General features: G+C 45.5%; 18 protein-coding genes. 9 read left to right on the forward strand and 9 right to left on the reverse strand.

All coding sequences use genetic code 11. The annotated features are described in order from the left end of the window. The first annotated feature begins 30 nt into the window (after positions 1–30). Positions 31–219, forward strand: coding sequence for a sporulation YhaL family protein (locus tag CEF21_RS07830; protein ID WP_123914792.1), 189 nt, complete (start codon positions 31–33; stop codon positions 217–219). A gap of 98 nt (positions 220–317) precedes the next feature. Here the strand turns inward: CEF21_RS07830 and CEF21_RS07835 are convergent, their stop codons facing one another. Both CEF21_RS07835 and CEF21_RS07840 read right to left on the reverse strand, forming a co-directional pair. Beyond that, the gene (locus tag CEF21_RS07835; RefSeq protein WP_123914794.1) at positions 318–518 is read right to left on the reverse strand and encodes a cold-shock protein; all 201 of its coding nucleotides are present in this window, start codon (positions 516–518) and stop codon (positions 318–320) included. 372 nt (positions 519–890) lie between these two features. Further along, on the reverse strand, positions 891–1,775 hold the full coding sequence (locus CEF21_RS07840) for a peptidylprolyl isomerase (RefSeq protein WP_123914796.1): 885 nt from the start codon (positions 1,773–1,775) through the stop codon (positions 891–893). 356 nt (positions 1,776–2,131) lie between these two features. On the opposite strand from CEF21_RS07840, the gene CEF21_RS07845 reads away from it, so the two are divergent. Further along, positions 2,132–2,215, forward strand: coding sequence for a YjcZ family sporulation protein (locus CEF21_RS07845; RefSeq protein WP_035406462.1), 84 nt, complete (start codon positions 2,132–2,134; stop codon positions 2,213–2,215). Positions 2,216–2,318: 103 nt separating this feature from the next. Next, a complete protein-coding gene (locus CEF21_RS07850; protein WP_035406457.1) occupies positions 2,319–2,402 on the forward strand; it encodes a YjcZ family sporulation protein in 84 nt (27 codons plus the stop codon). A 1,197-nt stretch (positions 2,403–3,599) separates the two neighbouring features. Here the strand turns inward: CEF21_RS07850 and CEF21_RS07855 are convergent. Together CEF21_RS07855 and CEF21_RS07860 are read right to left on the reverse strand one after the other, a co-directional pair. After that, positions 3,600–3,779 (reverse strand): hypothetical protein, encoded by a 180-nt coding sequence (locus CEF21_RS07855; RefSeq protein ID WP_035413651.1) that lies wholly within the window; start codon positions 3,777–3,779, stop codon positions 3,600–3,602. 138 nt (positions 3,780–3,917) lie between these two features. After that, a complete protein-coding gene (locus CEF21_RS07860) occupies positions 3,918–4,454 on the reverse strand; it encodes a DUF3267 domain-containing protein (protein ID WP_123914798.1) in 537 nt (178 codons plus the stop codon). Positions 4,455–4,626: 172 nt separating this feature from the next. On the opposite strand from CEF21_RS07860, the gene CEF21_RS07865 reads away from it, so the two are divergent. After that, positions 4,627–4,965, forward strand: a complete 339-nt coding sequence (locus tag CEF21_RS07865; RefSeq protein WP_123914800.1) for a DUF1878 family protein — start codon at positions 4,627–4,629, stop codon at positions 4,963–4,965. Here the strand turns inward: CEF21_RS07865 and CEF21_RS07870 are convergent. Together CEF21_RS07870 and CEF21_RS07875 are read right to left on the reverse strand one after the other, a co-directional pair. Further along, positions 4,959–5,564: an HTH-type transcriptional regulator Hpr gene (locus CEF21_RS07870; protein WP_123914802.1), complete on the reverse strand. Its 606-nt coding sequence runs from the start codon at positions 5,562–5,564 to the stop codon at positions 4,959–4,961. The genes CEF21_RS07865 and CEF21_RS07870 overlap by 7 nt on opposite strands. A gap of 200 nt (positions 5,565–5,764) precedes the next feature. Next, positions 5,765–6,121 carry a YtxH domain-containing protein gene (locus CEF21_RS07875; RefSeq protein ID WP_123914804.1) on the reverse strand — a complete coding sequence of 119 codons (357 nt, stop codon included), beginning with the start codon at positions 6,119–6,121 and terminating at the stop codon, positions 5,765–5,767. Positions 6,122–6,369: 248 nt separating this feature from the next. On the opposite strand from CEF21_RS07875, the gene yhzF reads away from it, so the two are divergent. Beyond that, positions 6,370–6,555, forward strand: a complete 186-nt coding sequence (gene yhzF, locus CEF21_RS07880) for a membrane protein YhzF (protein WP_123914807.1) — start codon at positions 6,370–6,372, stop codon at positions 6,553–6,555. A gap of 47 nt (positions 6,556–6,602) precedes the next feature. Here yhzF and CEF21_RS07885 read toward each other — a convergent pair whose 3' ends face one another. From CEF21_RS07885 to CEF21_RS07895, 3 genes are all read right to left on the reverse strand, one after another. After that, positions 6,603–7,121, reverse strand: a complete 519-nt coding sequence (locus CEF21_RS07885) for a tryptophan transporter (protein WP_123914810.1) — start codon at positions 7,119–7,121, stop codon at positions 6,603–6,605. Positions 7,122–7,220: 99 nt separating this feature from the next. After that, positions 7,221–8,324, reverse strand: a complete 1,104-nt coding sequence (gene serC / locus CEF21_RS07890) for a 3-phosphoserine/phosphohydroxythreonine transaminase (RefSeq protein WP_123914812.1) — start codon at positions 8,322–8,324, stop codon at positions 7,221–7,223. 238 nt (positions 8,325–8,562) lie between these two features. Further along, a complete protein-coding gene (locus CEF21_RS07895) occupies positions 8,563–8,985 on the reverse strand; it encodes an HIT family protein (protein ID WP_123914815.1) in 423 nt (140 codons plus the stop codon). A gap of 107 nt (positions 8,986–9,092) precedes the next feature. On the opposite strand from CEF21_RS07895, the gene CEF21_RS07900 reads away from it, so the two are divergent. From CEF21_RS07900 to CEF21_RS07915, 4 genes are all read left to right on the forward strand, one after another. Further along, positions 9,093–9,410 (forward strand): hypothetical protein, encoded by a 318-nt coding sequence (locus tag CEF21_RS07900; protein ID WP_123914818.1) that lies wholly within the window; start codon positions 9,093–9,095, stop codon positions 9,408–9,410. A 558-nt stretch (positions 9,411–9,968) separates the two neighbouring features. After that, positions 9,969–10,718 (forward strand): ABC transporter ATP-binding protein, encoded by a 750-nt coding sequence (locus CEF21_RS07905; RefSeq protein WP_123914821.1) that lies wholly within the window; start codon positions 9,969–9,971, stop codon positions 10,716–10,718. Further along, positions 10,702–11,922, forward strand: coding sequence for an ABC transporter permease (locus tag CEF21_RS07910; RefSeq protein ID WP_123914824.1), 1,221 nt, complete (start codon positions 10,702–10,704; stop codon positions 11,920–11,922). Before CEF21_RS07905 ends, CEF21_RS07910 begins: the two co-directional genes overlap by 17 nt. A gap of 3 nt (positions 11,923–11,925) precedes the next feature. Next, positions 11,926–12,633: an EcsC family protein gene (locus CEF21_RS07915; protein WP_123914827.1), complete on the forward strand. Its 708-nt coding sequence runs from the start codon at positions 11,926–11,928 to the stop codon at positions 12,631–12,633. The last annotated feature ends 21 nt before the right edge of the window (positions 12,634–12,654 follow it).

Below are 12,654 nucleotides of genomic sequence, written 5' to 3' on the forward strand. Positions count from 1 at the left end.
AGCTTGGGCTATTTGAAGGAGGAAACCTGAATGCTGACATTGCCTTGGTGGATTTACCTGTGCATGGGCGGAGTGCTCTTCAGCGGTTTTAAATTTGTCACGCTGTCGAGAGAAGATAAGCGGACCGATACAGAGTTTATTGAACAGGAAGGCCAGATTTATCTGGAACGGATGAAAGCGGAACGAGAACGAAGAAAGCTTGAAAAAATGTCGGTTTAACTAAATGTGCATCGTTCTGCCCCCATGATGGACCCCTCGGTCAATCATTCATAACAAAAAAAGACTCCTGTGAAGGAGTCTTTTTATATGGGTAAAACTTATGCTTTTTCTACGTTAGCAGCTTGATCGCCACGGTTACCTTGAACGATTTCAAATGTAACTTTTTGGCCTTCTTCTAGAGTTTTGAAACCTTCGCCTTGGATAGCGGAGAAATGTACGAATACATCGTCGCCATCTTCGCGCTCGATGAAACCGAAACCTTTTTCTGCATTAAACCACTTAACTGTACCTTCTAACATTTTGTTACCTCCTAGTGCATGACGCACAAACGTGTTACTATTCTTGCTCTAAAAATATCAAGCTGAAACGTATTCGATCTTAATATCCGAACAAAAATAATTCTTAATAAGGATAACAGGAACAGGGATAAATAGCAAGTGTCTAAAGCCGGGCAATGCGCAGGACCCATAAAAAGAAAAGCTCTGTCTAACTTGACTGCTGATTGCTGCTAGCATTCGCTCGCTTATTCTTGGGCGGGCGGTGAGCCTTGCGGGTATCACCTGTCCCTCTGCTCTCAAGCTTTGAGTCTCACGGTTTCCGCCCAAATCCACAACATACTTTAACATAGAAAAAAAGAGAGGCAGCCGTGCGGCTTTCTCTCTTTTTGCAGATTATTGAGCCGGCTGAGCAGGCATTGCAGGCTGTTCAGGGGCTTTAAATGTATCTTTAAGTTTTTTATCTTTGACTTCGACCTTTGCGTCTTTAAGGGCTTTGTCGATAGCCTTCTGCATCGTTGCAGGATCCTGGGTTTTCTGTTCTTTTACTTCTTTCTCCAGGCTCTTCTTCATCTGATCATATGGCTTGTACGTCTCATCAATACGGATGATATGGTAGCCGTATTGTGTTTTTACAGGAGCGCTGACTTCGCCTTCTTTCAGTTTAAACGCAGCTGTTTCGAATTCCGGTACCATTTGGCCTTTGCCGAACCAGCCAAGGGTTCCGCCGTTTTGAGCAGATGGATCCTGAGAATATTCTTTGGCAAGGTCTTCAAATTTCGCCCCGCCGTCAAGCTTCGTTTTTACTTCTTTCGCCGTTTTCTCATCTTTAACAAGAATATGGCTAGCCTTCACTTTATCTTTTAAGCTCTCATGATACTTTTTAATATCATCTTCGGATACTTTAGCCTCAGCTTCAGCGGCTTTTTTGCGCAAAAGCTCTGTTTTAACCATATTGTCTACGGCTGCCTGGCCCTGCTCCTTGACAAGCATGTCAATTTGCTCCGCACCATACTGAGCTTTAATCGTTTCAAGCTCTTTTTTAATTTCATCTTTTGATACTTTGTATTTTTCACCCAGTACTTTGTTATGAACAAGTTCAGTAAGGACCTGTTCACCTGCACGGGATTTCATAGCTTCGTAAAGCTCGTCCTTTGTAACGTTTCCAGCTTTCGTCTCAGCCACAACATCGGAACCGCCTCCGCCTGCTGCTCCATTGCTGCATGCGCCGAGAGTGAAAAGGCTCGTCGCTGTAATAGCCGCTATAGCCATTTTTTTCATTAGTCGATACAACTCCTGCCCTATAGTGTTTGTACTAAATACTATAGAACATTGTGCCATGTTCATTGGACTTTTGCAACCCAATCTGAAAAGAGGAGACAAAGGAACGAGAGAAGATGCTGAATCGAGCTAAAGCCCCGCACACAGCCATTCTGGACAAGCCCAATGTTTAAAAGGATTCATTAGCGGAACCCCCCACAGCAGATGACGGCAGGAACCTAATATGTGAAATTATGTGAAATGATGAAAATAGGTTTAACCAGCTGCGAAGAAAGTTTTCTGAAGTAGGCAATAAGCCCATGCAAGCTGTTTTCGCGTTCATATAATGTCTTGACTGCGAAAGGAGGCTGAACGTTATGGGAGGATATAATTCCGGCTTTGCGTTAATTGTTGTTCTATTTATTTTGCTGATTATTGTGGGTGCAGCATACATCTGCTAGTCAATAAGGGCTGCCGATAACTGCAAAACTCAGGGTAAAAGCCCATTCGCAATACAAGGAAATTGCATAGTATATCTTAACCATCAGCAAGGAGGTGTTATAAATGGGCGGTTCTTACGGCGGAGGTTTCGCGTTAATCGTTGTACTTTTCATTTTGTTGATCATCGTTGGTGCAGCTTGGCTATAAGAAAAGCGTAGGCGGCTTGACCAGCCCCGACAAGCATAAGACGATCAGCCGGAGGAAGGTGAACTTTCCTTCCGCAGGATGAGCGGCTTATGACCTCGAGGGGCTAGCCGCCGGAGCTGGACATCAAGAAAAGCGTAGGGCGCTTGCTTAGCCCTGAAAGACGGTGGAGCTTCTGACCGAGGGGCGTTTTGTGCCCCGACCGAAGAAGCGAAGCGGCCGAAGGGCTAGCGCCCGGAGCTGGACACCAGTGCTGGGTTCAAGGTGTTCAATAGTATAAGGCGGAGCGCTCCTTGTGGGGCGCTTTTCTAATGAAGTTCTGCTAAAGGCGCGGCGTCCTGCCGCAACGCAGAACTGACCCGCTTCCTGCGGGCCTCCGACAAGCATAAGACGATCAGCCGGAGGAAGGTGAATTTTCCTTCCGCAGGATGAGCGGCTTATGACCTCGAGGGGCTAGCCGCCGGAGCTGGACACCAAGAAAAGTGTAAGGCGTTTGCTCAGCCCTGAAAGACGGTGGAGCTTCTGACCGAGGGCCGTATAAGTTAAGGAAGTTCTGCTAAGTTCGCGGCATCCTGCCGCAACGCAGAACTGACCTGCCTCCTGCAGGCCTGAAGAAGCGAAGCGGCCGAAGGGCTAGCGCCTGGAACTGGACACTGGTACAGGGTTCGAGGTGTTCCGATATAAATGGCAGAGCGCTCCTCGTGGGGGGCGCTTTTTCCATTGGGGATGGGAGTTTTGGGGCACAGGATACTGATCAAGAGTGCTTTTTTTGGATGAAGAGGCTGTGATGCTGTGCGTCAGAACGGAAGCCGGTCTTGGCACTGACCCCCGGCACACCACCGCAGCGGGGGAATGAGCAGCGATCATGGAGCAGCTTCTGGGACAAGGGGTCATGAAGAGCGGGGACGGAGGTTTAGTGCTTTAGCGAAGTGGGGGTCAGTGCAATGCACTGACCCCCGGCACACCACCGCAGCGGGGGAATGAGCAGCGATCATGGAGTAGCTTCTGGGACAAGGGTTCATGAGGAGCAGGGACGGAGGTTTAGTGCTTTAGCGAAGCGGGGGTCAGTGTAAACTTCGAAATACCCCACAGCAAACTCCGAAATCCCCCCCTGCAAACCCAATTCCCATACAAAAAAACCGGCCATATACCGGCCGGCTTTTCTGTGTATAAATTGATCGGAGCTGCAGATTCCGAGTTCTATGTATAAAGAATTTCAATATACGAAGAGATCAGCAGAATCGTAACAAGGACATTAATCATACGAAACACTCTCGTTTGACGGTCTTCAGGAATCTCACGAACTAAACAAAGCCTGTTCGTTAGCGTGTTAATATAAAACAGAATGAAGACAGCAAAGAAAATGAACAAGATGATCACATGAGATCCCCCTTTCCTTACTGATACTTATAAGATTACCAAATATTCGCTGAAAAAGATAGGAAAAAGCCGGCTTGGTTTGCTTAACCCTTAAAAAAGAAGAGCCCTGTTCCCTGGCACTCTTCTTAAGGATGACTTCTATTTTTCTATTAAAATTTCCAGTGCGTTTCGGTCTTCTTCGACCATGCAGGTGCGGGGAGCTGCCATAACCTGCCGCGCATAGATTAAATCGGGCACGCACCAGCCGATATGAAGGGCTGCCGCTAAACAGAAATAATGAACGTACTCAGGCATGATCAGGCTTGCCTGGATGCATGCTGCTGTTAGAATAAAGAAAGGAAGCAGCAGGGTAGCGAGCATCACCTGTTTTGATAGTTTAACGCATGGCTTTAACCGTATAATTGGAATCATGGCTGCGTATTCCATCTTCATTTTCGGGACATTTCCGCACAGAATAAGCGGGAGGGCATGAAGAAGTTTATGCACAGGCAGAATAAGAATGAGAATAAGCAAAAAATAAAAGATATGGCCGGCATCCAGCTTTTGCCTCGCATCTACCATCGACAGAGGAAGGTAAAGTGCGATAAAAGCGGTAATGGAGGCAAAAATGAAATACAAAAAGAGACGCTGAAATCCATAATCTTTCGACAGGTCGATGGTTTTCCAGCAGTTCATACAATCACCTTCCCCTAAAAATAAATCCTTTCCTACTTTACTGCCGAACGATAAAAAAATCAATACGCTTCAAGGAATTGTAAACGGTTTAATAAAAATAAATATCTATCGCTTTTTTTATAGAGGGGTTTTTCGCTAAAATAGAAGGATAAGAGAGAAAGTAGGGGTTAGTGTGGACTTATATGAGGAAAGGCTGAACAGGCTTGAATTTCAGATGCGTCTCCTTTTATCGATGGTTCGGACAGAGGACCATCCTTTTACATATATGGTGATTCAAAAACAGCTGCCGGAAAAGGAATATGTGGAGGTTCTGGAGCTTTGCCGGAGGCTTGAGGAGCTTCATCAAAAACAAAAAGCGCAAGGATTCGTCCATTTTGAAGGACTCCTTACGCTTTTTGTACAGGAATTGAACGATAAACTCGAGGTGAAAGAAACCGCAGAGGCTTTATTCAGAGAAGGGATGTTTCCCGGGCTGATGCGCGATTTTCTGTCCATGCTTGAGTCTTACTGATTGGCAGCTGCTTTTGGCTGCTCTTCTTCTTCCTCTTCTTCGGCAACCTTCTTTAAACTGCCGTTTTCTTCTTCAAATTCCCGCTCAATGTTGCTGAATGACCGTTCAAAGATCTCCATAAAGTCATCACCGTAAATGTTCCGGATGATGGCCATCATTTCAATTATCTCAGGAAACTTGCCATACAGGCTCTGCAGCGGCATGGCGCCCTTAAAGACGGCGTTCCGCGAAGGATCGTAGTCCTCCATTAGCTGAAGAAAGATGGCTTCCCCTTTAGGTGTCAGTTCAATATACGTATTCCGTTTGTCATCGAGCTTCTTGGAAAATTCCAAGTAGCCTCTTTCCTCCAGCTTTTTAGAGAAGTTAAAAGCGGTTGATACATGCATCACTCCGAATTTAGCAATCTCGGAAATGGATGCTCCTTTCAAATGGTAAGCAATCCAAAGAATGTGATGTTCGTTTATGTTCAAATCATAAGGCTTGATCCATTGCTGCCAGTCTTTCTCGATGGATTTCCATAAGGCTTTGCTTAACTGAGCGATTCTCTGGGTGAAGAGCATGGCCTCTTTTACGGTGTAATCCTTTTCATTTTTCTTCAAATCCACTCACCTACTTTTCCGCATTTCTAATATTCTCTATTATCCCAAAAAAGTAAAGATTAATAAAGATGTAAATTAACAAAATTTTTAAATAAATATCTCGAATCCAGTATTGTTCAAAAAAAGACGGAAAAAAGGTGCTAAACCGACAAAGTTTGAGCACCTTTTTGTTACAAACATTTCTTATATGGAAATATTCATCAATTTTTAATTGTATCTTCTAATTGTTTAATTTTCTTTTCAATGGCTTCAATTTCTTTCTGGAGACTCTCACGGTGCGGCTCAATTTCCTCCTGAAACTCTTTTAAGGAGGTTTGCAGCTCTGCAGAGACTTCCTTTATGACATCGGCACTATCTTTCGCCGCCTGCACAACCTGTTCTTTTAAGGCAATACTTTCTTCCTTCAGCTGATTGATGGTATCCAGCATCCGGTCCTTACTGTCTTTGATTTGTCCTCTCAGATCTTTACCGGAAGATGGGGCGGAAAGCAGGGCTGCTGCGCCGCCGGCGACGGTTCCGGCAAGAATACCAAGAAAAATGGATTTAGCTTTTGACATTGACTCATCACTCCCGTTATCCGTTCTCTTTACACATTCAACATTCTTATGAAAAAATCCTTCTTTACATGATACCCCTCAGACCGTTCCTTAAACGAACGACTGCTTTTTATCCGGAATTCAGCCCTCTTTGTGCTGAGAAATCCTTTGCGCTTAGCACAATCAGCAAACAGTTTAAAAAGGGAAACAAGTTTCATAGCCTGATTTTTTCGGCATATACATAAGCGTAAAAGGGGGAGAGGGGATGCATGTTGGGAATCCTATTTTACATCATTAGCCTCGTATTTTTAATGGTTGCCCTGAATTATGCCAGACAAGCGCAGCAGGCTGCTTCCTATCCGCCGAAATGGGTGTTAAAGCAGCGGGCTATGGTGATGGCGGGGGGAGCAGGGGTCACCCTATTGCTTGGAATCATGCTGTCCATTCTGCATTAAACTGCGGTGCCATAAAAAAAGGACTGACAGAGTCAGTCCTTTTCGGGTTATGCCGCCGAAGCCGGCTTCGAACGTTTTTGGATAGATGTCACGATCGGATAAATCAGAGTAATCGCAACCGTGTTCAAGGCAGCGGCTGGAAGGACAACGGTTAGGAACAGCGCTGTAAATCCGCCTGGAAGTCCTACAATTAACAGGGCGCTTCCAAGGAAGATGACCCCAGAAATAATCGTACCGACTGCTGTTAGTGAAGCAACTGTTACAGGTTTCGCTGCAAGCTTGCCTGCTAAAGTGATCAGCAGGAAGAATACAAGGGCAGTAACCGGCTTATCAATGATGTTCGGCAGCTGTCCTCCGGGAAAACCGGTTGTCAGAGCGGAAAGGATGCCTGTCAGTACTCCTAATAGAAGGGTATTCTTTAAATTAGGAAAAAGGGCAATTCCCAAAAACATCATCGTCAGCATCATGTCCGGCTTCATTCCAAGGAATATAGGCGGGATAATACTGTGCAAAGCAAGGCCAATCGCAACAAACAGCGACATCGTAACTAGTTCTTTCGTTTTCATAACTCAACTCTCCTCTTCTTGGCTCAAAAGTCTGCTCTCCAATGGTGAACTAATTTCCCATTGCAAAAGCGGTTAATATGATTATAACAGGGGCAGTGCTCATTGAAAAGTAAAAGAACGGGCCGGATGATTTTTCCTGTAGGCATTCATAAAATCAGCCAGCTTTTCGCATGCTTCCAGCGGAACAGCGTTATAAATAGAAGCGCGGCATCCGCCTATGCTCCGGTGGCCGTTTAAGCCGATGAATCCCTTTTCTGCGGCTTTTAATAGAAAATCCTTTTCCAGTTCTTTATCCGGAAGAGTGAATGTGATATTCATGTGGCTTTCGCTGCCCTTTTCCGCATGGCCTCTGTAAAATCCTTCACTGCCGGCAATCGAATCATAGAGAAGGGAAGCCTTCTCGCTGTTTTTTTTCTTCAGCCCGGCTGTTCCACCTTGAGACTCTGCCCATTCGAGTACAAGGCCCAGCATATAAATGGCAAATGTCGGCGGGGTATTGTAAAGAGAATCGGTCGAAGCATGAGTATTGTAATCGAGGAATTTAGACAGGCTGTTTGTGCTTCCGCTCAGCCACTGCTTATCAGCGATCACAACCGTTACCCCGGAAGGTCCGAGATTTTTCTGGGCTCCACCATAAATCAATCCGAATTTGCTGATATCGACAGGCCGGGAGAGAATATCACTGGACATGTCCGCTACAAGCGGAGCATCTGTATCGGGAAATTCATGCCATTGTGTTCCGTAAATGGTGTTGTTTGAAGTAATGTGCACATAAGAGACCCCATCCTCTCCTTCCCATTCAGAGCGGGAGGGGATGGATCGGTATTGATTCGCCTTGGAAGAGGCAATCACTTTTGTCTGCCCGATTTTTTCGGCTTCCTTGAGGGCCTTCTCAGACCAGGATCCGGTAAGGATATATCCCGCTGTCTCCTGTTTTTTTAGAAAATTAAGCGGCACCATGGAAAATTGAAGACTGGCTCCGCCCTGTAAAAAAAGGATGTCATGGGTATCCGGAACATCCATTAGTTTTTTCAGGCGTGATTTGGCCTCCGCATGGACAGCCTCGTAATGCTTTCCCCTGTGGCTCATTTCCATAATGGACATCCCTGTGCCTTGAAAATTGATAAATTCTTTCTGTGCCTTCTCCAGAACGGAAATCGGCAAAGCAGCAGGTCCTGCGCTGAAGTTCAAAGCTCTCACCATTTGTATAGCCCCCTAAAGCGTTAATGGAATAAATTAGTTTCATGGTATCATAAATGACTGAGTGTTTTGAATATTTTTTCACAAAACACCTCCGGGGCCGGGTCGTTCGGCTGTCCGTCAGAACTTCCGGAACAAAAAGACAGGCAGCCTTAATAGCGGCTGCCTGCTTTATAGACCGAAAAATTATTTTGTCCTGGGGAAGTTTCTGCATCTCCGTCAAGAGCGGCTAAAGCATTCGTTAAAGACGGATTCCATCGCGGATTTGAGAAGCAATTTCCTGAAGCTTCTCAGGAGTGTAATCATTCGTATGGGTTTTCCAGACGGCCCCAAAGCCATCTCCTTTGCCGTACCGGGGAAGAAGATGCATATGATAATGAAAGACCGATTGGCCGGCAATCTCGCCATTATTATTCAGCAGGTTTAACCCGTCAGGCTGAAACTGCTCCTTGATGGAACGGGCTATAGCGGGCACCGCTTCAAAAAAATGACGGGAAATCTCCGGTGTCATTTCATAAATGTTCTCTTTATGTACTTTTGGGACGACTAGCGTATGGCCTTTTGTTACTTGACTAATATCAAGAAAAGCAAGGACATGTTCATTTTCGTAAACTTTCGCGCCCGGAATTTCTCCGTTAATAATTTTGCAGAAAATACAGCTCATCCAATCATTCCTTTCACTGGGATTGTTTAGAGGTATTTTACCATAACGGCTTAACTGATTGAAACTTATGGAGAAAGCATACGTATAACCAGCAAGGGGGGATGGATGTGAATAAGATAGCAAAGGGACTTGTAACGATGATTGTGCTTGGTGCGATCAGCTGGGGAGTTTCAAATGCCGCAGGTGGAACAGCCATTGATTATGCCTTTTTCGTCGGATTGGGCGGGTGTGCTTTTATCCACTATTTTTTTTCAACAGGCGGAGCATGGAGTAATTCGGTTAATTCTCTTATCCAATCTGACACCGGAACGAAAATGAATCAGCAGCCATTCCGGCTGCAGGTTAATGTGGTGCTGTTATCCGCCGCTGTCTTCACGTTCATTGCTCTCATTGCGATGCTGGTGAAGTATGCGAGCTATTTTTAGGCATAATGTAAAACCTGATGGGGATCACGTGTGAATTGGAAGAAAATAGATTGGGATTTCAAACGAAGTTTTTGAGGAAAAAGCCGCCGGGTAATCAAGCTGCAGCTGAATTTTTTGCGAAGCAGTAAAGTGGTTTGGGATTGCACAATAGGAAAAGCAGGGCCAAGCCGATCAGCCAGCCCTGCTTAAAGAAGAAGGTAAGGACCCATTTAAAACGATAATATGCCTTCGACAAACACCTCATTTACAGAAGTGAACAGCTAAACATTTCATTCAGAAATCCTGTCCTTTAACAAACACCTCATTTTTAGGCGATGTGCTCGCGGATAAAATCCTTGACTTTCCCTCTGTTGAACCGTTTAAGCAATTGCGTCTTTGACAAACACCTCATTCTCGAAAGTAAATGAACTTCCTTCTTCCTTAACTAGAATGTGCTGAAAAGAGGAATTGTATTCTTGGGAAAATATGGACTTAAAAGCGGTGTGGAGGAGACATGAAGCGGGCGCATTTGTTATGATGGGAATTATGAAGACTAAAGGTATGGAGAGGAACATTCAGATGACATTATTGCATGTAGATGGCGTAACCGGAGGATATACCCGGAACCCTGTCTTGAAGGATGTTACGTTTCACGTGGAAAAAGGCCAGATTGTGGGGCTGATTGGATTAAATGGTGCAGGAAAAAGTACGGCGATTAAACATATCATCGGTTTGATGGAACCCCGTAAAGGCAAGATTTCCATTAATGGTCAAACCTTTCATGAAGGTCATGAGCATTACAGGCAGCAGTTTACGTTTATTCCCGAAACACCGATTCTTTATGAAGAGATGACGCTGCATGAGCATCTGGAATTAACGGCTATGGCTTATGGTCTCAGCAAAGCAGAATTTGAAAAAAGACTGAAGCCGCTTTTAAAAGAATTCAGGATGGAAAAAAGGCTGAAATGGTTTCCGGCTCATTTTTCAAAAGGAATGAAGCAGAAGGTCATGATCATGTGCGCCTTTCTTGCAGAGCCGGAATTATATATCATCGATGAACCCTTTTTAGGGCTTGATCCGCTTGCGATCAACTCCTTGCTGGAGCAAATGAACACGGCGAAGAAGCGGGGAGCCGGCATATTGATGTCTACGCATATTTTAGCGACAGCCGAACGATATTGTGATGCATTCATCATTTTACATAACGGAGAAGTCCGGGCAAAAGGAACACTTGCCGACTTGCAGAAAGAGTTTGGCATGACGGGGGCCAATCTCGACGATCTCTACATTCAGCTGACGAAGGAAGAAGAAAATGAAGAACGTTCTTGAGCTTTGGGGCGCCCGTCTGGAAGAGCATATAAAAGAGGTCCGCTCGTATTTGCGGTACATGCTGAACGACCATCTCCTGATTGTCATGATTTTTTTGCTCGCAGGAGGTGCGCTTGGGTATCAGTCCTGGCTGAAAGAACTGCCGGACTCCTTTCCGGCTGAGATTCTGATTGCCGCTGTATTTGCCCTGATTTTAATTTTTTCAAGCGTTCGGACGTTATTTAAGGAAGCAGATCTCGTATTTTTGCTTCCGCTCGAGGAAAAAATGCATACCTATTTGAAAAAAGCAAAAGGATACAGCTTTATTCAATCCCTAATTCCCCTGATCCTTTTATACCTGCTGCTGGGCCCGCTTTATCTTGCGGTTTCGGTTTCCGGGACCCCTTACATCTATACGGGGGTTCTCCTGTTGGTTCTAAACTTTTGGAATATGGAATCCGATTGGTTTATTTCTTATTCAGATGATGCGTCATCTGCGATTTGGGACCGTATCGTCCGGTTTGCTTTGAACGCGGCGGTCCTTTATTTTGTTCTTACTGAACATTATCTGTTTGCCGTGATCGTGATCGTGCTGATGCTTGGTCTGATGATCTATTATGCAAAGGCAGCGAAAGGCAAAGGGCTTAAGTGGGACCGTCTCATCCGGACGGAATTAAGAAAGAAACAGTCTTTTTACCGCCTGGCCAACCTTTTTACGGATGTGCCGAAGCTGAAAAAAGAAGCGCACAGAAGAGCGTATTTGGATTGGGTTTTGCAAAGCATCCGGTATGGGCGTGAACATGTATACATGTACATGTTTGCGCGCGCATTTATTAGAAGTACGGATTACCTTGGCATTTTCATCCGTCTGACGGTCATATCGGGACTCGTGCTCGGATTCGCGGACATGAGTTTATGGGCGGCGGTGCTCGTAACAGCGGGAACGATTTTTCTGACTGGAATCCAGCTGATTGTTCTTGTCCGTCATTTTGATATGCTTTCCATTCCGGATTTGTATCCCGTTCATCCGGAGACTAAGCTGAAAAGCTTTTTAACCCTGCTGCGCAACATTCTTTTTGTGCAGGGGCTGATACTGGGCGCCGTTCTGCTCGTGAAAATGGAGTGGATTCAAGGTGCTGCTTCGATTGGAGGAGCCATCGTATTTGTTCTCATCTTTGTCAGCGGCTACGCGAAGAAACGCATTGAGAAGATGTACAGGGGGTAAAGGATGAGCTATGAAAAGGAAGTGCAGGAAGAGCTTTCTCTCTGGAAACTGAGGTTGCTGAAACGCCCTTCCATATGGCAGAGGAAATCGAAAGACGTTCAATCGGTCATAACAGCCCGCATCCCAAAGAAAGTTCATGCTGCCCTTACGGAGAGCATCCGGCTCATGACTGAAATAACCATTAAAGGGTCACAGTGGACAAACGGAGAGGCAGGAGCGGATTTTAAAACGCTTGAGGAGAAAGACGAAGCGATACGTGCTCTGCTGTCCAGGTATAAGAAAACAGCCGCATTTGAGGGAGCTGCCACAGGTGCCGGGGGATTTGCTGCAGGGATGGCGGACTTTCCTCTGCTTTTCGGCATCAAAATGAAATTTCTTTATGAGGCAGCAAGCATCTATGGTTTTCCACCCAAGAGCTTGGAAGAAAGACTGTATATCTTGATGATTTTCCAGCTCGCCTTTTCAAGCAGTGAGGTAAAGCTTGCGACGCTTGAAATTCTGGAGAAATGGCCGGAAGCTCCTCTCAGCGCTGAGGATATGGACTGGCAGCAGTTTCAGCAGGAGTACAGGGATCACATTGATCTCGTGAAAATGCTGCAGCTCGTTCCGGGAATCGGGGCTGCGGTCGGCGGCGCTGCAAACTTCAGACTGCTCGGCGAACTGGGAGAAACGGCAATGAAGGTATATCAGATGAGAATATTGAACGGTTAAAAAGAAGAGCCTGCCCAGCTT

Origin of the sequence: Bacillus sp. FJAT-42376, from assembly GCF_003816055.1 — a bacterium.
Taxonomy (GTDB): Bacteria; Bacillota; Bacilli; order Bacillales; family Bacillaceae; genus Metabacillus_B.